At 37.1% G+C, this 22,032-nt stretch carries 18 protein-coding genes; 14 read left to right on the forward strand and 4 right to left on the reverse strand.

Annotation, left to right across the window (positions count from 1 at the left end):
• The first annotated feature begins 3 nt into the window (after positions 1 to 3).
• From ACQCPR_RS04175 to ACQCPR_RS04200, 6 genes are all read left to right on the forward strand, one after another.
• Entirely contained in the window at positions 4 to 750 is a 747-nt protein-coding gene (locus ACQCPR_RS04175; protein WP_090565370.1) for an SDR family NAD(P)-dependent oxidoreductase, read from the forward strand.
• Positions 743 to 1,243, forward strand: coding sequence for a PPC domain-containing DNA-binding protein (locus tag ACQCPR_RS04180; RefSeq protein WP_241595343.1), 501 nt, complete (start codon positions 743 to 745; stop codon positions 1,241 to 1,243). The genes ACQCPR_RS04175 and ACQCPR_RS04180 overlap by 8 nt, the downstream gene beginning before the upstream one ends.
• Positions 1,227 to 2,702: a class I adenylate-forming enzyme family protein gene (locus ACQCPR_RS04185; RefSeq protein ID WP_427138278.1), complete on the forward strand. Its 1,476-nt coding sequence runs from the start codon at positions 1,227 to 1,229 to the stop codon at positions 2,700 to 2,702. The genes ACQCPR_RS04180 and ACQCPR_RS04185 overlap by 17 nt, the downstream gene beginning before the upstream one ends.
• 2 nt (positions 2,703 to 2,704) lie before the next feature.
• Positions 2,705 to 3,838: a thiolase C-terminal domain-containing protein gene (locus ACQCPR_RS04190; RefSeq protein WP_090565364.1), complete on the forward strand. Its 1,134-nt coding sequence runs from the start codon at positions 2,705 to 2,707 to the stop codon at positions 3,836 to 3,838.
• A 4-nt stretch (positions 3,839 to 3,842) separates the two neighbouring features.
• On the forward strand, positions 3,843 to 4,142 hold the full coding sequence (locus tag ACQCPR_RS04195) for a Zn-ribbon domain-containing OB-fold protein (RefSeq protein ID WP_090565362.1): 300 nt from the start codon (positions 3,843 to 3,845) through the stop codon (positions 4,140 to 4,142).
• Between the two features lie 157 nt (positions 4,143 to 4,299).
• The gene (locus ACQCPR_RS04200) at positions 4,300 to 5,241 is read left to right on the forward strand and encodes a bile acid:sodium symporter family protein (RefSeq protein WP_427138279.1); all 942 of its coding nucleotides are present in this window, start codon (positions 4,300 to 4,302) and stop codon (positions 5,239 to 5,241) included.
• A 1,019-nt stretch (positions 5,242 to 6,260) separates the two neighbouring features.
• Here ACQCPR_RS04200 and ACQCPR_RS04205 read toward each other — a convergent pair.
• The 4 genes from ACQCPR_RS04205 to ACQCPR_RS04220 are packed head-to-tail and all read right to left on the reverse strand — an operon-like array spanning position 6,261 to position 10,803.
• Complete coding sequence (locus ACQCPR_RS04205; protein ID WP_427138280.1) at positions 6,261 to 6,935, reverse strand: ABC transporter ATP-binding protein; 675 nt, start codon at positions 6,933 to 6,935, stop codon at positions 6,261 to 6,263.
• Positions 6,898 to 8,055, reverse strand: a complete 1,158-nt coding sequence (locus tag ACQCPR_RS04210; RefSeq protein WP_427138281.1) for an ABC transporter permease — start codon at positions 8,053 to 8,055, stop codon at positions 6,898 to 6,900. The genes ACQCPR_RS04205 and ACQCPR_RS04210 overlap by 38 nt, the downstream gene beginning before the upstream one ends.
• Complete coding sequence (locus ACQCPR_RS04215) at positions 8,052 to 9,272, reverse strand: ABC transporter permease (RefSeq protein WP_427138282.1); 1,221 nt, start codon at positions 9,270 to 9,272, stop codon at positions 8,052 to 8,054. The genes ACQCPR_RS04210 and ACQCPR_RS04215 overlap by 4 nt, the downstream gene beginning before the upstream one ends.
• A 34-nt stretch (positions 9,273 to 9,306) precedes the next feature.
• Positions 9,307 to 10,803 (reverse strand): DUF6583 family protein, encoded by a 1,497-nt coding sequence (locus ACQCPR_RS04220; protein ID WP_090565332.1) that lies wholly within the window; start codon positions 10,801 to 10,803, stop codon positions 9,307 to 9,309.
• Between the two features lie 323 nt (positions 10,804 to 11,126).
• On the opposite strand from ACQCPR_RS04220, the gene ACQCPR_RS04225 reads away from it, so the two are divergent.
• The 8 genes from ACQCPR_RS04225 to ACQCPR_RS04260 all read left to right on the forward strand — a co-directional run bounded on the left by ACQCPR_RS04225 (position 11,127) and on the right by ACQCPR_RS04260 (position 21,655).
• Positions 11,127 to 11,573, forward strand: a complete 447-nt coding sequence (locus tag ACQCPR_RS04225; protein WP_090565330.1) for a PTS sugar transporter subunit IIA — start codon at positions 11,127 to 11,129, stop codon at positions 11,571 to 11,573.
• 2 nt (positions 11,574 to 11,575) lie between these two features.
• Positions 11,576 to 11,845, forward strand: coding sequence for a PTS sugar transporter subunit IIB (locus tag ACQCPR_RS04230; protein ID WP_090565328.1), 270 nt, complete (start codon positions 11,576 to 11,578; stop codon positions 11,843 to 11,845).
• A gap of 12 nt (positions 11,846 to 11,857) precedes the next feature.
• Complete coding sequence (locus ACQCPR_RS04235; protein ID WP_427138283.1) at positions 11,858 to 13,123, forward strand: PTS ascorbate transporter subunit IIC; 1,266 nt, start codon at positions 11,858 to 11,860, stop codon at positions 13,121 to 13,123.
• 385 nt (positions 13,124 to 13,508) lie between these two features.
• On the forward strand, positions 13,509 to 14,342 hold the full coding sequence (locus ACQCPR_RS04240; protein ID WP_427138284.1) for a transketolase: 834 nt from the start codon (positions 13,509 to 13,511) through the stop codon (positions 14,340 to 14,342).
• Between the two features lie 5 nt (positions 14,343 to 14,347).
• Positions 14,348 to 15,277, forward strand: a complete 930-nt coding sequence (locus ACQCPR_RS04245) for a transketolase family protein (RefSeq protein WP_427138285.1) — start codon at positions 14,348 to 14,350, stop codon at positions 15,275 to 15,277.
• Between the two features lie 219 nt (positions 15,278 to 15,496).
• Entirely contained in the window at positions 15,497 to 16,096 is a 600-nt protein-coding gene (locus ACQCPR_RS04250; RefSeq protein ID WP_427138286.1) for a transposase, read from the forward strand.
• Between the two features lie 92 nt (positions 16,097 to 16,188).
• A complete protein-coding gene (locus tag ACQCPR_RS04255; protein ID WP_090565318.1) occupies positions 16,189 to 17,040 on the forward strand; it encodes an STAS domain-containing protein in 852 nt (283 codons plus the stop codon).
• Positions 17,041 to 17,767: 727 nt separating this feature from the next.
• Positions 17,768 to 21,655, forward strand: coding sequence for a S8 family serine peptidase (locus ACQCPR_RS04260; protein ID WP_427138287.1), 3,888 nt, complete (start codon positions 17,768 to 17,770; stop codon positions 21,653 to 21,655).
• Positions 21,656 to 22,032: the final 377 nt, after the last annotated feature.

Below are 22,032 nucleotides of genomic sequence, written 5' to 3' on the forward strand. Positions count from 1 at the left end.
GGGATGAAATTTTCAAAAGAAGTAGCTATTATCACTGGTGCAGCTAGTGGGATCGGTCAGGCTGTTGCTATACAGCTCGCTAAAGAAGGAGCAAATGTAGTTCTTGTTGATTTGAATTCATGTGAAAAAACAATTGCTCAGTTAGGGGATTCTGTTTACTTAGAGTGCTTAGGAGATATTCGAGATAAAGATTTTGTCCAAGCAACCGTTGCAAGGACGATTGAAAAATTTGGTGAAATACATATTTTGGTTAATAATGCAGGTACATGTAGTCGACTCGATTTAGAAGATATGACTGTCGACATGTGGGATCGTGATTTAGATACCAATTTAAAAGCAACTTTCTTGTTTAGTCAGGCATGTGTTTATCCACATATGCGCGATGCCAATTATGGACGCATTGTCAATATTAGCTCCATCTCTGGAATAAATGGCGGAGTCGTTTCCGGTGGAGAAAAGAATGGTCGTTCTGGTCCAGCATATTCTGCTTCTAAAGGAGGGGTTATTGCTCTTACGAAATGGATTGCAAAAGAAGTAGGCAAGTACGGTATTACATGTAATTCGGTAGCACCAGGTGCTGTAGCTACAGGGATTACTGCAGGAATTGCCTACGATACATCTGACCAGGTTATTGATCGAATGGGAACACCAGACGATATTGCAGAGGCAGTATTATATTTTTCCTCCAGAGCAGCTAGCTATTCAACTTCTCAAGTATTGAAAGTGGATGGAGGTTACAGTATTGGTTAAGGTTCCCCTTCAATCCGTCTATGACACTACAACTCAGAGAATCGTAGGGCGTCTGACAAAAGATATAGATCTTTTCAAAGGTATTAAAGAGATTTGCCAGGAGCATGGAGTAAAGGCTGCTCACTTTCAATGTATTGGGTCATTGCAATATGCTACTTATGTTCAGGTTGAGCGTGATGGAACGCAAGGTCGGATTAAATATTCCGCCAAAAAGTGTACGCATTCCCCTGTAGAATTATTATCTGCAACAGGATTTGTCGGATACGATGAACAGGGCAAAACGGATATTCACATGCATGGTGTATTTGTAGACTGTGATTCTGTTATTAGTGGAGGACATTTCTTAGAAGATGAAAATCCAGTAGCTGTAACGATTGAGTATATTATTTTCCCGTTAGAGGACGTAGTAATGCAACGAAAAGAAGATGAGATTTGGGGAATGCCAGTATTTCAATTTTCGAAAGGTGGGCTTTTAAATGGAGACAATAAGTAAGTTGGCTTTAAAGGCTGCAGATGCCAATCCAGATAAGGTTGCAGTGAAGGACAAAGATCGTTCATTCACCTATAAGGAATTTAAAGAAAGAACCCTAGCTTTATCTGCATACTTTCATGCGCAAGGTATCCAAAAAGGAGATCGTGTAGCGGTATTAATGAAAAATCGAGCAGAGCATATTGAATTGGATGTAGCACTTGCACATGCCGGAATTATAAAGGTACCTCTTAACTACCGTCTTCATTTCAAAGAATTGGACTATATGATAAATGATGCAACTGTTTCCCTACTTATCGGAGAAGAGGAGCTATTGTCTACACTTAGTGGAAATCTTCCACAGCTAACTGTAGGGGAAAAGTATGAAAAGGTTATTAAAGAACATTATGGACAAGTATTTTTGGAGCAGGTAGATGAAGATGATATATTTGCCATTATGTATACATCAGGTACGACTGGTAGTCCAAAGGGGGTAATGTTGAGTCATCGAAATATGATCGCTGGTTCGCTATCATTATCACAAGTCTGTAATGTAGATTATTCGGATATCATTGGGCATGTTGCGCCATTGACACATGGCAGTAATTTTCTAAGTCATGTTGCCTGGTTATATGGTTTAACACAAGTTGTCTACGATAAATTTGAATCAGATCAATTTTTGAATCATTTAAAAGAAGATCAAGTCAGTATTATCTTCATGGTGCCGACGATGGTGAATCTGATGATACAGGATCCAGCATTTGATGCAACAAAACTAGAAACCCTTAAATCCATTAATATGGCGGGTTCTCCTATTGCTTCGACTAAGCTAAAGGAAGCATTGGATAAAGCAGGAACCATTTTTGTGGAAACCTATGGACAGGTGGAGGCTCCAATGTGCATAACAATGATGCCTCGCCATGAGCTCCCGAATAGACTCGAGTCATGCGGGAAAATCGGTCCCTTTGTTGATATGAAAATTGTCAATGATGAAAACGAGGAAGTTGCACAAGGAGAAGTCGGTGAAATTATTTGCAAAGGTTCATTAGTCATGAAGGGTTATTGGAACAATAAAAAAGCAACAGACGAGACACTAGTAGATGGGTGGCTGTATACAGGAGATTTGGGTTGGAGAGATGCATTAGGATTTTTACATATAGTCGATCGTAAGAAAGACGTTATTATATCGGGGGGAGTTAATATTTATCCCCGTGAAGTAGAAGAAGTTTTAAATCTGCATCCAGGAGTGAAAGAAACATGCGTAATTGGTGTGGAAGATGAAAAGTGGGGAGAGAATATCGCTGCTTATGTCGTCTTAAATGGTACTGTTGGAGTCGAGGAAACTGAATTGCTAGCCTTGTGTATGGATCATTTAGCAAGTTTCAAAAAGCCAAAAGAAATACACATTGTAGATGTGCTACCTAAGAGTTCATATGGAAAGATATTGAAACGTGAATTGAAGTCACAACATGTAGGAGTGTAAGGATGACAAAAACATATATACACGGTGTGGGGATGACGAAATTCGGAAATCATTCGGACAGAACCTTAAAAAGTTTGTTATTAGATGCAAGTCGTCAGGCACTAGAAGCAGCAGGTAGACCTAAAATTGACGCAGTGTTTGTAGGGAATTTTCTTGCGGGTAGCATGAGTAATCAGGAAATATTAGGTGCAATCGTCGCAAATGACCTAGGCCTTGGTTATATTCCTACTGCAAAAGTAGAGGGTGCCTGTGCATCAGGTGGTATCGCACTACGTCAAGGAATACTAGGGGTAATGAGTGGAGAATACGATACAGTTTTAGTAGCGGGCGTAGAAAAAATGAAGCATGCAAATACTCCAGATGTAACGCAGGCTATTAATGCAGCTATGGATACCGATTCAAATGAAAAGCATGCAGGACTTACATTCCCAGGGTTTTTCGGCGTACTTGCTCATAGATATTTCCATGAAACTGGAGCAACCAAGGAACATTTAGCAATGGTCGCTTTGAAAAATCGAGAAAATGCACTTAATAATCCACTTGCTCAATTCCAGAAAGCAACATCCATCGAAGAAATTATGAATGCTCGTCTAATTACCGAGCCTTTAGGATTATTCGACTGTTCTCCTATGACTGATGGGGCAGCAGCGATAGTCATTTCTAGGAAACCAAGTAGTATCCATGTACGGGCTTCTGCACTTGTATCAGGTCCTACCCAAATGCAGGATGCAGCAGAATTGCTATCTATTCCTGCAATTGGGGAATCGGGAAGACGTGCATACGAAAAGGCAGGGTTAGGTCCTGAGGATATCGATGTTATTGAAATTCATGATTGTTTCTCCATGACAGAAATCATTGCTATAGAGGAACTAGGATTTTTCAAAAGACTCGAAGGTTGGAAAGCAGTAGAAGCTGGACATACGAAACCTGGAGGCAAGAAACCAGTTAATACAAGTGGTGGGTTGTTATCTAGAGGTCATCCAATTGGAGCGACGGGGCTTTCTCAGATTTATCAGCTCGTTCATCAGCTTAATGGCACTGCTCCAAACCAAGTAAAGGGTGCAAGAATTGCACTCGCACAAAATTTAGGTGGGACAGGCTCGTACTCAGCTGTTCATATCTTGGAAAGGTTGTGATTACATGAAAGTTTATACTTGCTGCGGGCATGACACAGTTGTAAAACGTATATACTGTCCGAGTTGTGGTACCTCAGATATACAAGAGCAAGAGATTTCTGACCATGGAACAATATATAGTTTCACAAAAATCCATGTTCCACCCGTTGAGTTTGCAGAAATTGCTCCATATAATGTGGTATTGGTACAGCTGATGAATACAACTGCTAAGGTTACTGGCCGCTTAATGGGCGATGTATCGATTGGAGATACTGTTGAATTGGATCGAGTCGAAAATGGGGCTTATCTTTATAAAAAAGTATAAATGAACCTGTGCTTTTATAGCACAGGTTTTTTAGGAATAAGAAAAATACAAAGGCACTTGCACATTTATGAATTTTTTTGGAATGTAATGATAATAGAATTAGCGATACTCAGTTTGTTAGGAGAAACCGTTAGTTTAGTATAGGGTGGTGTACTCTTTGAAATTTATTGCTTCGATTATTTCGCGTTTTTTGCCTTTTTGGATTGTGACACTGGCTTGTATTGCATATTTTTTCCCCGATGCTTTTCGAGGGTTTCGAGGTTGGACAGGATTTGGTCTTGGCGCAATTTTCCTGTTAATGGGTATGCAACTTGCTACTACACAACTTATCGCCGCGATTAAACACCCTAAAAATGCCCTTATTGGAATAATCCTAAAGTGGACTGTAATGGTTGGGGTATCTATTGGAGTGGCTTTCTTATTTTTGGGGGACTATCCAGAAGTAGCTATTGGGGTTATTCTATCTGGAACAGTTCCTAGTGGTACATCAGCTAATTTATTCTCTTTTATAGCAGGAGGAGATGTAGCATTAAGTATTACGATGGCCACTTTAGATACCATAATATCTCCAGTACTAACACCTTCTTTAACTCAACTATTTGCAGGTCAGCTTATTCCCATTGAGTTTTGGTCAATTTTTTTAAATATTATTTATATCGTTTTTATTCCCTTATTTTTAGGAGTTTTTTTACAATGGAAATTCAGCCATAGCGTCAATAGGGTGAAACCTTATACATCTATTCTCTCTCAGCTAGCCTTGTTTTTAATTATTGTTTCGGTTATATCAAGTGCACAGTCTTCCCTTGAGGAAAATTTACATCTACTGCCACTCATTGCCTTTGCAGTTTTACTTCAGGTATCCATTCCGATGTTTGGTGGCTATTACTTAGCGAAAGTGCTTAAGGTAGGGGAAGCAGCGGCACGTTCAATTTTATTTCAAACTGGAATTTGCAATACTGCACTGGCAGCTACTTTGGCTTTAGAGCATGTGAGTTCGCTTGCAGCCGTTCCAGCAGTAGTGAATATGGTCATCAACTTGACGCTTGGAGCTATCATGTCGAATTATTTTGCTCGGAAACACAAAGTCGTTCCTGTGTAAAATCTAAGACAATTCAGGACTTAACGAGAAAAGGTTCTGCCCTATTTATAAGAGGGAAAAGTAAGCACACCGAACAGGAGGCATTACGAATTAATAAAGCAAGTTATAATACTGTAGGAGATGGATGAAAAAACTTTCTTAACTTCCATAAAAAAGTTTGAAAAAAAATTTAATAATGGATGTTTAATTACTTTTTAGCGGGGTATATAAATAGTACAAGGCGGAACTACCGTAGGAAGGGACTGGTAAACTATGAGTTTACAAGAGACTTCAATGGATGATTTGCACAGCCTTGGCGGAAAATTTGCTTTACTGACGAAAGGTACTCTCGTTGGGAACCGATATATTTAGGTTTCTATCCAACGTGTTTTACCTGAAAGTGAAAAAAAAGTTTTTTGTGGAAGTGCACTTTAATGTCTGATGGATTCCTATTAGACGACATAACTGCACTGACGAGATGAATGTTAAAATTGTCAGTTACGGTTTAACTAAGCAACATACAAATTTTCCGAGTGTATTCCCTATTAGGGAAGGAAGAAAGCGTAGTCCTATTAGGATTACGCTTTTTTTCTTTCCTGTTTTCTTCTTAGGAAACGCCCCTGTGTAAGAAACAATTCTACACTATTCTGACAATACGCTACAATTTGCTTTTCTTTAGATTTATTCATAATAAGACCAAGCTCGTTCATCAAGAAATTGATGAACGAGCTTTTTGTGATTGTCCTTGTGTAGCAAACAATTATGGAATTATTATAATATAGTTTACTTAAAGGTTTTAAAGAAAATTGTGCAGTTATATTATATTTAGGGTAGTTAGATTTAATCACAAAATGTGTACGATTTTTTAATTAGAGGTTTTAGGCGGGCATATTGAGTAGGAGCTCTCAATACTTTATGCCTTAGGTGTTTTAGTCACAGCCCGCACCATTTTCGTCCCTTTGTGAAAAACAATTCAGAATAGTGTTGAAGTTGTGTCTTACACAGGGACACTCTCCGGAACCCAGACAAGGAACTCCCTCTTATACCAGTTCTTCCACAGCAATGCCTCTAGACTTTAGTAAATCAGCGTAGAATGGATCTTTTCCTAAGCAGTATATACGATCGCAAAAAGAAGTAATTTCGCTCATATCGTGAGACGTATAAATTATCATTTTCCCTTCGTTTTTTGCCAATTTAACCAAATAGTTTCCAATCTCTTCTTTAGATTTCATATCGATACCTACAGTTGGCTCATCGAGAAGGATTAAAATGGGGTCATGAATAAGACTGATTGCTAGATTTAGTTTTCTTTTCATTCCACCGGATAATGAATCCACTGGTTCATCCCATTTGTTTAGTTGCATATCAAGGCAGAGCTGTTTGCATTCTTCTACTGATCTTCTTTTCCAGGAAAGCTTTTCAAAGAACATGAAGTTTTCTGCTACAGTGAATTCCTCCCATAAAGAAATTTCTTGAGGGACATAACCTATAATCTTACGGATGTTTTTAATATCTTTTGAATAAGATTTATCCTCTAATATAATACTGCCATTAGATTGTGGTTGCACAGTAGCTAAAATTTCCAATAGAGTTGATTTACCTGCTCCGTTTTCTCCAACTAACCCGACAACTTCACCAGGTTTCACTATAAGGTTTACATCGTTTAATATTTTTTGTTTATGATAGCTTTTTTGTAGGGAATTTACTTGCAACACGCTGACTACCTCCTTTAACTATTGTTATAACAATAATGAATGTTAAAAATGCATAAGCGATGCTACCATGTAACAATGAATAAACCGGACTGAAAGAATCTATCCATGGCCATCTTCTTATAATAGAATCTATTGGGATAAATGCCCCCCCACATATTGTAAGGATAAGGGAGATTGCAATGGAACTAATATAATAGAAGAAACTATTAGTATAGTTTCTAGCAAGTAAAGCAGCTAGCATATTTATTGTGATCCGGAAACCAAGTAGCGCAATGATTAATCGTACATTTGGAGTTGCTAAATCTAGAAAGTGAAGAATAGATAGAGTGACTATATCCATAAAAAATAATAAAACCGTATAGAACAATAAATTCCAGGATATATAGCTATTTAACGACATTTTAGTAAATGTCCATCGCACCCTTATTTGTATACTATTTGCTTTCACTATCCAATCAAAAATAAATAATGTAGCAATGATTTGGAAAAAAGCCCATATTCCCCATACAGATAGAAGGGAGCTACTTTCAATTTCTGTTTCAGTTGGTGTCCATTGGAAGGAAAAGCTTGTCGTAATTAGCTGTTTCTTTTCCTGTTTTTCTTTACTCGTTTTGAAAATTTCTTCTATATTCCATTCTTCACTGGAGCCATACTTTTCATATAACTTTTTAATTTCCGTAGAGGCTTTAGTACGTGTTGCTTCTTCTTGAACATATGAGCTAATCGTTTCTGCAACAGCAAAGTAAGCAAATGACCTATTGGATGAATATGCCTCAATAAGCTGAGAACGACGATTACTTACAATATCTTTCTCGTATCCTTCCTTAATGACATAAACACTATCGAGCTCATGTTTTTCTAATAGATCATTAGCTTTTTGAAGGTCTAGTCTATTAACTTGTAAATAATCTGTATTCATAATACGTTGAACTAAAGCATCAGAAAGGACAGATTCATCTTCTATTACTAGTCCAATTGGTACCTTTGACTCATCGCCAAATTTATTTACCGCACTGAAAGTCATTACAGTGAAAACAAGAGGTAGTATAAGCCAGGCTAATAAAACTTTCCATTCCTTACGCAGCCTCATCGCTTGTATCGCTAAAATACCTTTCATCATTTCCACCTATCCTTCCACTGTGTAGAGATCCACAACAGTATCAGTCCCACGAACGATTGAATTCCTAGTAGGGTAAAGTCTGCGTAGTTTCGTCCAACTAACACAATATCTACAATCCATCGGAAGACTTCAAAAGAAAAGAAAAATGGAAGTAGATTTTTCAACAATAAAGGAAAATAAATAGTAGGAATGAATGCTCCACTTGAAACAATCAACATTAATATCAGGAAAAATTGAAGGAGTAATCCTACTCTTTTAGATGAAATCCATAGATCAACTAACGATAAACTAACTAATAAAAGCCATCCATACAATAAAATAAACAGAAATAGACGGAAATAATCTAATATAAATAACTCGACCGCAAAGTATTTAACAATCGGTATTAAAGTAACAGTAGCAAATAACATGCTTACTAAGAGTGCAACAATTATTTGCGAAACATTCGTATGCCAGTATGTTACTCCAAGTAACTTCCAACGTATTCTCAAGGCGACATGTGTCTCTTTTCTTAACAATGAATAGCTTCCGAATAGCCATATACTAAATGCAATAAACCAACCAGCTACTACATAATAATTCGTAGGGGAAGTTGTTGTTATATTGGTGATTACTTCTTCGTCTAATATTTGCCCGCTTCCTAATGTATATAAAGTAAATTCAATAAATGTTTCAAAGATAAGTCCTTCTAATTCTTCTTCTGGAATATAAGCATTACTTGCATAATCATAGACTGTTAGAATATTAGCTTGAGCTGAAGAAATGTAACGTGTCATACTTTCTGCTAATTCTTTTACAATGAAGCTATCTACTGTTCGAGAAGGATTTCCTACAATCGTTAGGGAGACAGACTTTCCTTTATACAGCTTTTTAGTAAACTCCTTAGGGAATAGTATGTATGTACTTATTTCATTGTTCTCTATTTTATAATCTGCAGTCTCTTTTGACATAGAGATTATTTCAATGGCTTCTTCTTTATCTAAAGAAAGGGTCATGAATTCCAGTAATATTTTCGTTTCTTCAGTTTGGTCTTCATCCACAAAAGCAATGGAAATAGTTTCTTTAGCCGACGGTACAAAAAGGGAGGCAACGATTCCAAGCGTTGAAACTAGCAGAAAAATAGGGAAAAGAAAAAGCAGAAGAAGTGATTTCCACTTCTTCTGAATACTTTTTCCATATTGAGTCGTAAAGAAGGCAATCTTTTTCAAATCGATCAAGATGCATCCACTCATTTCTTTTAATTAGGTATTATTAATATAATTCCTGTTCGAGTTGTTCTGTTATGTTCATTCCCCAGCGTTCCAATTCAGGGTAAATATCTTCCATCATTAATTGTTGTAGTGATTCGGCATCCATTGTTCCGATATTCACCATTTTCTCTGAATCTGATGGAACATTCACTTTTTTAATAATCTTACTTTCTTCGCTAATATTTATAATAGCGCTTGAATTGCTATCTAACTCAATCGAGAATTCATGCTTTGCTTGCATAGAGTCTTTTTTATAGCTTGAATTTCCACTCCATAAAAACTCCATTGGTTGGTAATCATCCTCTAGTGCAAATTTACGTTCGAATGTTCTATCATCACCTGATACTTTTTCTTCACCGTTATAGACTAGACCAACTTTGTTATCATCTAAGAAGGAGATTTCATCCTTATAAGTGCCATCTTTGGTAGCGGTAAGGTCTCCTGTAAAGTGTAGTGGCTCATCATCCATACTAATTGTATAATTCCAATTTTGTGCTGAGTCTTCTAGTAATTGTGTGCCAGCAATTTCTAATTTACCTAGGTCTGCTATTTCTATATTAATATCCCTTTTAACGATTAAATCTGCATCTTGCCAAATAGTAGATTTTATACCATCAGGTAGGTCAATTTCATCTACTGAGCTAATTAGATCTTCCATTACTTCATCAAATTCAAATGTTTCGTTTGGCATACCGGTAGCAGTAAACTGTTCAAACGAACTCTCCAAGTAATCCTCAACCATTTTTTTGAATTTTGTATCTTTTTGTGCTTTTTTAAGTACATCTGTTAAAATCTTCTTCACTTCAGCTTCTGAAAGCGCCATAGATACTTTTTCTGCTTTAATCGATTTCCCATTTACATCAATTTTTTCTTTTGATGTTGTAAATGATTCCTCCGGTAATGATTCATATAGATACATCATGTATTCTTCTTTTAGATATTCGATATTCTCCTCGGATAAAACGTTATCTTTACCTAAGAAATTTTCTAGACCAAGTTTTTCACTACCTACATAACTTGGATCTATAGCGCGCATTAAGTTTCCATAATCTTTATCCTTCAATTGAAGTAATTGATCATAAAAAGGAAGCCCTAAAATAATTTCTTCCGTTGTAATATAGCCTTTAATAGGGTCAACATCCACGCCGAGAATCGTTGCATTGATCTCAGCTTCTACCTCTTTCTTATTTGGATCACTTGCAATTCGCATTGCAATATTAGAGTTATTTACCACTTGTTCTATTTCAGGATTAGTATCATCTTGATATTCACCCGATAAATCATATGTGCTATCGATAACTTTAGTTGTACCGTATTTTGCCCATTCGGTCTCATTTTCATAGCGTGTTTCGACAAGTTCTTGGATATGTTGAATTGTCTTAACCTCCGAATAGAAATATTGCTCTTTAGGTGTTTTGCTCACTAGGAAAAAAGCAGATGCTCCTCCAGCCAACACAAAAAAAGAAATAATTGCGATAATCCATATACTTTTCTTCATTTAAAACCTTCCTTTCAATTCCACATATGGTAGCAAATAACTGCTTTTCATTATTTTACATCATATGTATCTGATAATAATTATAGCAGATAAATATATTTGAGGGACTTTTATCTATAAAAAAATCAAAAAAATTGGGAATTCCTATTTTTTTCGACAAAAAAGTGGTATGTTTCTGTCCCTGTGTAGCAAACAATTCTAGTCTACGCATACTTGGGTAAAAAAGTGCAGAAGATCTTTTACTATCTAAGAGATAAGGTTGCCACTCTCATGTTCAAACTCAAACATGCATATAATACGAAAAGCAACAAAGGAGAAAAAAATTGAATCGTAGACTACTAGAAGAAGAAGGAATATTGCTAGATGTTATAGCGAAGGACTGGCAAGTTGCTATACGTATTTGCGGAGAAATACTTGTGAAAACGGGAAAAGTAGAAGTCACATATGTAGATGCAATGATCAGTAATATTCAAGAACTTGGGCCATATATCTTAATAGCACCTGGTGTTGCCATGCCTCATGCTCGTCCGGAAGATGGGGTTATCCAAGAAGGAATTAGTATTGTTGTTTTAAAAGAAGAGGTTGCTTTTGCACCCGGTAGAGAGTTTAAGGTATTAATCGGCTTGGCCGCTTTAAATAGTGAATCACATATTTACATTTTACAAAAAATAGCGGAGGTGATTTCCGAAGCGGATACGCTGGAAAGATTAAAAAATGCAACAGAGAATGACGAAATTCTACAGCTATTTAATGACAAAGAGGAGCATTAGCCATGAAAATACTAGCAGTATGCGGAATGGGTTTTGGATCTAGCATGATGTTAAAAATGACAATCGAAAAAATTTTAAAGGAAAAAGGCATTACAGCAGATGTAGAAACTGCAGATTTTACTACTGCTTCTAGTATTTACGCAGATTTTATCTTCACTAATGAAGAATTTGCTAAACAATTGGAGGGCGGAAAAGTAAAGGTTGTTAGTGTGAAAAATATTGCGGATGCAAATGAAATAAGAGGTGCATTGGAGTCAGTATTAAACACATAAGGGGGATCGAGTATGGCTTTTTTTGAATTCTTAATGAATGAAATTTTAAGCATTCCTGCTGTGTTAGTTGGTTTAATAGTATTTGTTGGACTTGTTGCTCAGCGTGCTGCTACTACAAAAGTAATGTCAGGTACGCTTAAAAGTATTATAGGTTTTCTTATTTTAGGCGCAGGTGCTGGAGTGATTGTAGGTTCTTTAGATTCTTTAGGCGGAATTATTGAAGAGGCCTTTAATATTCAAGGTGTGATTCCGAATAATGAAGCGGTTGTCGCTATTGCACAACAAATGTTTGGGACGGAAACAGCACTTATTATGGGATTTGGATTCGTTGCGAATATTTTATTTGCACGCTTTACGCCTTGGAAATATATATTTTTAACTGGGCATCATACATTTTTTATGGCTGCTTTATTATCTGCCGTTTTAGGAACATCTGGCATGGAGGGAGCTACTTTAGTTATTGTCGGCTCCATATTACTTGGCTTTTTCATGGTTTTAATGCCAGCGCTCGGTCAACCATTTATGAGACAGGTAACTGGGAATGACGATATTGCGATTGGTCACTTTGGAACGTTTGGTTATATTTCTGCTGGTTTAATAGGGAAATGGTTTGGCAATAAAGCGAAGTCCACAGAGGATATTAAAATCTCTGAGAAATGGGCATTTCTGAAGGATTCATTAATATCTACTGCTTTAACAATGGTAGCTATCTTCATTATAATAGCTGTTTTAGCAGGTTCAGATGTTGTATCTAGTTTCTCCGGAGATCAAAATTTTATTATGTTTAGTATCATGCAAGGTATTACATTTGCTGCTGGTTTGAGTATTATTTTACTCGGTGTACGTATGATTCTAAATGAAATCGTTCCAGCTTTTAAAGGGATTGCAGATAAACTTGTCCCTGGTGCAAAACCTGCACTAGATATACCAATTGTCTTCCCATTTGCTCCTACTGCTGTAATGATTGGTTTCCTTTTTAGTTTTGCAGGTGGTCTTATAAGTATGGCGTTGTTAGGTGTATTATCATTGCCGCTGATCATCCCAGGTCTTGTTCCTCACTTCTTTACAGGAGCGGGTGCCGGAGTATTTGGTAATGCAACAGGAGGTCGAATTGGTGCTGCTGCAGGTGGATTTGTAAATGGTGTTTTGATCAGCTTCTTACCAGCATTTTTATTACCAGTTTTGGGAGAGCTCGGCTTTGCTAACACAACATTTGGTGATTCGGACTTTGGTGTAATCGGAATTATTATTGGATTCATTACAAGTTTATTTAGTTAAAAGTTATTAGGTGACCTTCTGGGGGGAAGGGAGAATTCCTAATTGTGACACGCATTAACTTGCAGGCTGATGTTGCAACTTCTTGTTACAATATCGCCACTAACTAGTACATCCTATGCGTCGTAATACTTCCAGATCAAGATATGGCCTTATGCAACAAGTTTAATTATGAGATAACTGCTCGCCTAGAACCTAGACGAAAATCTCCACGCGACTTGCCTAATAAAGGAGACTTGCTTCCTAGGAGCCTTAGATTATCAGAATGTTAATAACTCAGGCATTGCCGCACGATACGGCGTTATTTGCCTGAGTTCATTTTTTAAGTCAGCGGTGGATGAATTATCCTAAGCTGATTGAAGTTTTATTTTATGAGGAGAGGTACTTATTGATATCGATTGAACAATTAAAGCTTACAGCTACAGTGCTCAGAAAAAGGATTTTATCCACTGCTTATTATAAAAAACAGGGACATGTTGGTGGTTCGCTATCATGTGCGGATATATTAGTTAGTCTATTTTTCCATCAATTATCTATAGATCCTTCTTGTCCAAAATGGGAGGATAGGGATCGTTTTGTTCTTTCAAAAGGTCATACGGCTTTGGGACTTTATGCTACGCTTGCATTGAGAGGATACATTTCCGAAGAAGAATTGAAAACTTTTGATCAGTACGAGTCACGACTACAGGCACATCCGGATATGACCAAACTAGATGCGTTGGATATGTCTACAGGCTCTTTGGGACAAGGTTTATCAGCGGCGGTTGGTATGGCTATTGGTGCGAAGAGGCTGAAAAAGGATTTCCGTGTTTATTGTTTGATTGGAGATGGGGAATCACAGGAGGGCCAAATTTGGGAAGCGGCAAATATCGCGGAAAAATATAAGTTAGATAATCTGATTGTTATTATGGATCAAAACGGACTGCAGCAATATGGGTGGAAAAATGGTAAGAAAAGAATGGACCCAGAGCGTTATGGAAAAAGAAAGTTTGAAAGCTTTGGCTTTGAAACATGGGAAGTAGACGGACATAGCATGGAGGATTTAATAGCAGTGCTGACTGAGGTGAAAGGTAGCTTGAATGGTCGTCCTAAAGCGATTATTGCAAACACAACAAAAGGTAAAGGTGTTCGTTTCATGGAAAATAATTATGTCTGGCATTCAAAAGCCCCTAATGATGAGGAATATCAAATGGCTTTAACTGAACTAGAGGGGGAAGAGTAAAGCAGATGTCGATAAATGTACGGGACCAATTTGGAAAGCAATTGGCGAAAATTGCAAAAGAAGATTCTAGAGTTCTTGCTTTAGATGGGGATCTTGGAAACTCGACTCGTCTAGATTCTATAGAGAAAGAAACAGTAGATTCCTTTTTACAAATGGGGATTGCAGAACAGAATATGGTAGGCGTGGCAGCTGGTCTAGCTTCAGTAGGATTTCAGCCTTGGGTGTGTAGCTTTGCCACTTTCTTAACGAAAAGAGCATTAGACCAAATTGTTGTTAGTGTTGCCCAGACTAATTTTGATGTAAAGCTAGTTGGCAGTTATAGCGGATTGTTGACGAGCAACACTGGTAAAACACACCACTCTCTAGATGATATAGCCATTATGACAACAATTCCAAATATGACTGTCATTGCCCCAAGCGACCCCAGTGAAACGGTCTCCGCTATGAAAGCTATGCATAAAACAGCTGGACCTATGTATTTAAGGCTAACTAGAGATGAAACGATTCCTTCCTTTCTACCTGATTCTGATTTTGAAATTGGAAAAGGTAAAACCCTAGCGGAAGGAACAGAAGTCTTACTAGTTACCACCGGGAGCACGACCTTCCGTGTTACCGAGGTTATCAAACAAATGGAAGGTGTTTCAATTGCCCATCTACACTTTCCAACGCTAAAACCCTTCGATAAAAAACTGTTAATAGACGCTGCTAGAAAAGTTCCACTAGTTGTAACAGTGGAAGAACATTATATACGTGGTGGACTAGGTAGCATTGTTTCGGAAATTTTATCTGAAGAATTACCTAAGAAAGTTGTTAGAATAGGGGTTCCAGACAGGTTTTTGGGGTGCGGGACGGATGAAGAGCTGCTGGAGTCAAATGGACTTTCAGTGGATGAAATTAGAAAGTCTTTGACTGCCCTGTGTAGCAAACAATTCTGATATTTAACTACAATTAATACTCTCTTCTGTCTGTGAGATGGAGGGGGTATTTTTGATGTCCCTGTGCAGTGTAATATTCAGAAAACTATAGACAATTAGTTTACCTTTCATTACACTTGTATGAAGACACCCAATCTCACTCCCTCGAAGATTACTTTCCCTAAAACAATAACCTTTCAAATCATAATTCTATAAATCTAAGAAAAGCGAGGTATAAAATTGACAAGAAAAAGAAATTTAAACCCGGATTCGTATTATCATGTCATCATGCGCGGAAACAATCGACTACCTATTTTTGGTTCACACCGAGATATGTTAGAGCTCATGAGAATCTTCGAATATGCCCACGATCAATATCCCTTTCATCTCCTAGCCTACTGTTTTATGACCAATCATTATCATTTGTTGATGAAGACAGAAAGTGAATCTTTAAGTAAAATCATGGCACACATCAACCGAAGATATACTTCATCCTATTCCAAAAGATATAATCATGTCGGGCGAATTTATCAAAGTAGATATTTTGCAAAAGAAGTGAAATCGTATTCGGGGTTATTAGCTGTTAGTATATATATACACCGGAACCCTATAAACACCAAACAACCATTAGTCAATCGCCTTGAGTGGTACCCATATAGCTCTTACCCCTTTTACTTTGAAGAAAGTAAAAAAGCTCCAAAGTTTCTTAAACGTGATGTTTTAAAGGAGTATCTTCCACACCCCCTAGAGAAAACAAATGCTGAGTATTGTGAGTTTTGTAAAAAGACCCCTGTGCATCATACAATTCTACAAAATTCAGGATGCACGTTAAAAACTTAATTGTCGAAAAGTGTCAGAATAGTTTTTTACACAGGGACATACTATTATAATATTATTAGTAGAATAGATTTCAAAGAAAGTTGGCGGAAAAAATGGCATCGATTGATCAAGAACTTTATGATTACATTCTTGAAAACTCAGGTAATATTACGAGTAAATGGTTTACCGCAAAAAGTGATTTTGATGGTTCTTTTTATTCTAATAATCCAAATCCAGAGATAGATCAAGTATTGTTGGAACAGCATGCTTTGACTATTAGGACAGTGGCCTATGCTTTTTTGGAGGAAGAGAATGGCTTTCAGGAGCAGCTTCTATTATGGGCAGAGACAGTAGCGAAAAGTAGAATTGAACATAATACTCCTATTCATGACGTCATACAGGCTTTAAATAAAACTCGTGAAACAATATGGTTTTATGTGGAGCACTTTGCAAATGATCACTTAGATGAAGTAAACAATACCCACATACTAAAATGGAGTCGCTTATTTAATACAGCATTTGATCAGCTTATTCATAGCTTTTCTTCAAGGTATTATGAACTATCTAACAATAGATTAAATGCTCAACAAGATTTGATAAATGAATTAAGTATTCCAATTATCCCAATCTTGGATGGTGTTGGAGTATTGCCTGTTATCGGTGAGATTGATACAACTAGGGCGAGATCTTTATTGGAAGATGTGCCCTATAAATGCGTAGAAGTTGGTATAAATAAGCTTTTCATAGATATTTCTTCCGTCACGTTTATGGACACAATGGTAGCAAATGAAATGTTTCACCTAATAGATGTACTTCAATTGCTAGGCATTAAAACTTCTCTATCAGGTATTCGACCTGAAGTGGCACAGGCTTCCATCCAGTTAGGAGTAGATTTTGGCAATATTTCTACTTTTAGTTCTTTAAAGCAAGCACTGTTGAGGACTGGAGTTTATGTCCAAAGATAAGAAAGTATATAAAAATGTAGCGTGATAACATGGCTGACTGGACTGGAAAGAATCATTAATACAGCTGATTTCCGTTATAGGCGGACGCTATTCGTGGTGTGAGCGATGAACCTTCACTGCCTTCCACTGATTCAATATACCGTGCAGTACTCAAAGTTAAAATAGTAATAAAACCGTCTGTTGATTAAGGGATCTGTAATGAAGGATGAAAAGTTGATATTCTTTACACTAGTGGAAATGGAAATAAAGAAAAATAGATAATGTTCACTATAGCGAATGAAATTGTATCTTCGGGCGCTTCTATTTGATTAGAAAAGCATCTTTTCTCCAGTTATTCAGAAACGTACTTTCATGTTTATAAGAGTTATAGGAGGACGATAAAACGTTAGATTGATAGTGAGATAACGAAACGACTGTCTAAACTCTTCGGAAACGATTCTTAATAAACAATTGTGAGTTTTACAATACTAATTCAACTATAGTTTTTTAAAGTAGGTTAATAGTTGTAATGATTTTTCATACACCCTATATAGTAGAAGTATAAACTCCTAAAATGCGTATTTTGAACAGGTTCAAAAGTTACGCATTTTTTTAGTTTACTAATACTATTTATCAATTTTTCTTAATTTTTAGAAATTTCGATATTCGTATTAGTTTACTTGTGATAAGTTGGTAGTGTCACACTTTATTGGTAAGTGCGAAATTAAAGACAAAGGGGAAATGAGATTTGAAGAAGTTTAAGTTTATGAAGTTCTTTAGTAGTATTCTAGCTTTAATTATGGTGCTTTCTTTATTAGTTCCATTCTCGCAAGCTAATGCTGAAGAAACGAAACCGTTCAAGCAGAATAGTCAAAGCGAAAGTACGATTCAACTGAAGGCGGCTATTGCAGAGCAATTGAGCTTGTCTAAAGATGGTCCAACCCTTCACGAAAGTTTACAAAATGTATCAGGCAATCAAGATGTTGCAGTAATAGTACATTTATCCGAAAAACCAGTGGCACTAGAACAAGGGATAAGTCAGGTTACAGGCAATAAATTCTCTAATGCTCGAGCAAATCAGGTTCGTGGCAATGTAAAAGCGCAACAAACAAAAGTAAAAAAAGAGCTAACTGCTAAAAAGGTTCAGATTAAGCAAGGATACACGTTTGATACTGTATTAAACGGATTTGCAGCAACTGTAAAAGCAGATGATATTCCTAAACTACTTACGGTTGAAGGGATTACATTAATCGAACCAGATACTACTGTTCATGCTTCAGAAATTAATACCACGAAATCATCAGAACTTAAAAAAGATGAAACATTAGAAGCTCAAATGAATACAAGTATATCATTCCTAGGTATTGAACAACTTTGGGATGATGGAATTGAAGGTCAAGGAATTAAAGTAGCAGTTCTGGATACCGGTATCGATGCGGATCACCCTGAATTTGCAGGAATATATAAAGGCGGGAAGAATTTCATACCGAACTCATCCACTTATACGAGAACTCGAGCAGATGATGATGCATCAGAAACCTCTCCTGTAGAACGTCCAGCGGGAACACCAGAATTTAATGCGAACGGTAGTGCTTTCTATACATCTCATGGCACGCATGTAGCGGGGACAATCGCGGCAATCGGGGCGAATGAATATGGTATTAAAGGAATTGCACCTAAAGTAGACTTATACGCTTACCGTGTACTTGGCGCATATGGAAGTGGTTCTACTTCTGGTATCGTTAAAGCAATTGAAACAGCTGTATTAGAAGAAATGGATGTTATCAATCTATCACTTGGTGGTGGAGCTAACTCCGAAACGGATGCAGGTTCATTTGCTATTAACAATGCAATGATAGCTGGAACAATTGGGGTAGTTGCAACTGGTAACTCAGGTCCTAATCGTGGAACAATGGGTACCCCTGCTACAGCTCGTTTAGGAATTGCGGTTGGTAATACTACAAATCCGGAAACAATGTATAACGGGGAAATTAACGTTACAGTTGGTGGATACAACTTAACAAAACAATTAGGGTTGATGGGTACAACTTTTGGACAAGATTTAGCTACACAACTTCAAGGTGAGTTTGACTTAGTTGCCGTACCTGGAAATGGAGAAGTAGCAGATTTTGAAGGAATTGATGTTGAAGGAAAAGTAGCATTGATCTCCCGTGGTAGTATTGCATTTGTCGATAAAATTGCAAATGCAAAGGCTAAAGGGGCAGTGGCTACTATTATTCATAACTTTGCTGGTGGATCAAATGCACCGAATGCATCAGGTACTTTCCTTGGTGATTCATTTGCTTTCCTTCCGACGTTTGATATGTCTCAAACTGATGGTGAAGCAATTCGTGCAGCATTGGCAGAGGGAACAGGAAAAGTTAGTTTTGGTAATTTTGCTTCCACGAAAACACTTGGAGACGATGTGAATGATTCTAGTTCACGAGGACCATCTACTCCAAACTTTGATATTAAACCAGATGTAAGTGCACCTGGTACAAATATAATGTCTACCATTCCTATGTACAAAGCAGATTTCCCTGAAGTTGTTTACGATGAAGCGTTTGATCGTAAAACAGGAACTTCGATGGCTACACCGCATATTGCAGGTATTGTAGCACTTGTGAAACAAGCTAATCCATCTTGGAATGCATTTGATGTGAAAGTAGCACTTTCAAATACGGCAAAAATACTGAACACTGCAAAATATGATGTATTCTCACAAGGTGCTGGTCGTGTAAACGCATATGCAGCAGCACATCCAGAAATTCTTGCTTATGCATTAGATACTGCTGTATTAGATGCTAATGGTGCTATTGTGGAAAATTTAAAAGGAACAGTTACTTTCGGTCCACAATCACTGGAAGAAAATCTTGAAGTAACAAAACAAATTAAAGTAAAAGATATTAAAGGTAATGGTGGCGAATATAATGTTACAGTTGATGTCATAAAATCATTCGGTGATGCACAGGTAACGGTTGATCAGCCTACATTCAATTTAGCTGGTGAGCAAGTTTTAAATGTAACTTTAACAGCTTCAGCAACAACTACAACACCTGGGGATGAAATACTTGGCTACATTCACGTTCAGGGTGAAGGTTCTAAAATTTCATTGCCATTTGCTGCAGATTTTGGTGGAGCTGAAGCGACGGAACTGAGAGATTACAAGATTACAGAAACAGATTTGTCATTTAATGGCGATGGTGTGAAAGATTCTGCTGTTCTATCATTCACATTAACTGGGGACGTAACTACTAACTATATCGAGCTTTGGGATATTATGAATCCAGAGGGTGGAGAATATGGAGACGGTTATATTGGTTATTTGCACGCAGGTTCGGCACTTGGTGCTGGGTCCTATAACCTGAATATTGCAGGGCAGTATAAACCTTGGAGCAGTGAACCAGCTACAACTATTCCAGATGGTTTATACACAATTGACTTCACTGGTTTAGCTGCATCAGGAACCGTCCAAGATTATGTTGGACCAATTGTCGTGAAAACTACTAAACCAGAAATTACTGGAGCAGTTGCAGAAGGTATTGCGACTGGTCAAGTTACAGACAAGTATATCGAATACAATGAAGAATTATATTTATATGGTCTAGACTATAATTTAAATGAAAAGTTAAATGCATCGTATATTGCTACAGTCAACGGTGAAGCATCGGCAGCAGTTGAGTTTGATTTGAACCAAGACGGTAGCTTCTCATTCCCGGTTACAGCTGAAACAGAAGCTGTAAAAGTAGTTATTAAAGACGCGGCTGGAAATGTTGGCGAATCATTAATTTACGAAAAAGAAGCTCCAGAAGTAACACTTTCTGTTGATCCAACTGAGCTAGTGTTAACATCTGGCAAAACAGCACAACTTACGGTAACAGAAACTTCAAAACCTTTAGAAGGTGATGCTACTCAGGAAGATGTAACTTCAGAAGCTACTTATGTTGTCACAGACGACAGCATCGCAACAGTAGCAAATGGATTGGTCACTGCAGTTGGAGAAGGAACGACAACAATTACTGTTTCATATGGTGAAAATGATGTAACTGTAAATGTAACGGTAAAATCACAGGATCCAGAAGTAACACTTTCTGTTAACCCAACAGAACTAGCTATTATAAAAGGTGAAACTTCTCAACTAGCGGTTACGGAAACGTCAACACTTGCTAATGGTGATGCATCAGAGAAAGATGTAACTTCAGAAGCTAAATATGTTGTAGCAGACGAAAGCATCGCAACAGTAACAAATGGATTAGTCACTGCGAAAGCAGAAGGATCGACGACGATCACTATTTCATATGGTGGAAATGAGGTAACTGTAAATGTTACGGTTAAAGCACCTGATGTTGTCAATCCAGTAGTAACACTAACTATTGATCAAAATCAGGTCGAAACAAGACCTGGTAAAGAAGTTAAAGTTACCATTAAAGAAGTAACTACTGTTGATAACAAATCGACAGAAAAGGACGTTACAAAACTAGCATCTTACAATGTTGATAAAAATAATGTAGCATCTGTAAAATCTGGCGTCGTGAAAGGTAAAGGACCTGGCCAAACAACTGTTACTGTAACATATGGTGAGCATACGCTGACTTTTGACGTAACTGTTGTAAAACCTGGGAAAGGGAATAAATAGTGTCCCTGTTTAGGGAACAATTCTGAAAATAGACTACAATTAACCATTCGATTCGATAGAAATATCGAATCGAATGGTTTTATATTTGTTTACATAGAGAAATAGAAGCAGCAGATACACCAAAATGGGCTACTTCTAATAGTAGTTTTCAATTATTTTTCCACCCCACCTGTCTTGGGTGAAATAAATGATTGCATATAGTTAATTGGATTATTAGGCATTGGAGTAAGGTTTCGTGAAATAGGAATTCTTTTCATAAAGTTAATCCATTTCAATGAAGACTAGAGTGTTAAAGCACACTGTGAGATGAAAGAAGAGACATTTATAAACTCGTTGATTCCAAAGGTATGAGAAATTTGTGTTGGCCATTAATAAAT

This window comes from Psychrobacillus psychrodurans (genome assembly GCF_050209195.1).
In the GTDB taxonomy this organism is placed as follows: Bacteria; Bacillota; Bacilli; order Bacillales_A; family Planococcaceae; genus Psychrobacillus; species Psychrobacillus psychrodurans.

Excerpts from the sequence above, each read along its gene's own strand:
- ACQCPR_RS04175 (WP_090565370.1), top strand. The coding sequence starts at position 4 with ATGAAATTTTCAAAAGAAGTAGCTATTATCACTGGTGCAGCTAGTGGG.
- ACQCPR_RS04185 (WP_427138278.1), top strand. The coding sequence starts at position 1,227 with ATGGAGACAATAAGTAAGTTGGCTTTAAAGGCTGCAGATGCCAATCCA.
- ACQCPR_RS04190 (WP_090565364.1), top strand. The coding sequence starts at position 2,705 with ATGACAAAAACATATATACACGGTGTGGGGATGACGAAATTCGGAAAT.
- ACQCPR_RS04195 (WP_090565362.1), top strand. The coding sequence starts at position 3,843 with ATGAAAGTTTATACTTGCTGCGGGCATGACACAGTTGTAAAACGTATA.
- ACQCPR_RS04210 (WP_427138281.1), bottom strand. The coding sequence starts at position 8,055 with ATGATGAAAGGTATTTTAGCGATACAAGCGATGAGGCTGCGTAAGGAA.
- ACQCPR_RS04220 (WP_090565332.1), bottom strand. The coding sequence starts at position 10,803 with ATGAAGAAAAGTATATGGATTATCGCAATTATTTCTTTTTTTGTGTTG.
- ACQCPR_RS04230 (WP_090565328.1), top strand. The coding sequence starts at position 11,576 with ATGAAAATACTAGCAGTATGCGGAATGGGTTTTGGATCTAGCATGATG.
- ACQCPR_RS04235 (WP_427138283.1), top strand. The coding sequence starts at position 11,858 with ATGGCTTTTTTTGAATTCTTAATGAATGAAATTTTAAGCATTCCTGCT.
- ACQCPR_RS04245 (WP_427138285.1), top strand. The coding sequence starts at position 14,348 with ATGTCGATAAATGTACGGGACCAATTTGGAAAGCAATTGGCGAAAATT.
- ACQCPR_RS04255 (WP_090565318.1), top strand. The coding sequence starts at position 16,189 with ATGGCATCGATTGATCAAGAACTTTATGATTACATTCTTGAAAACTCA.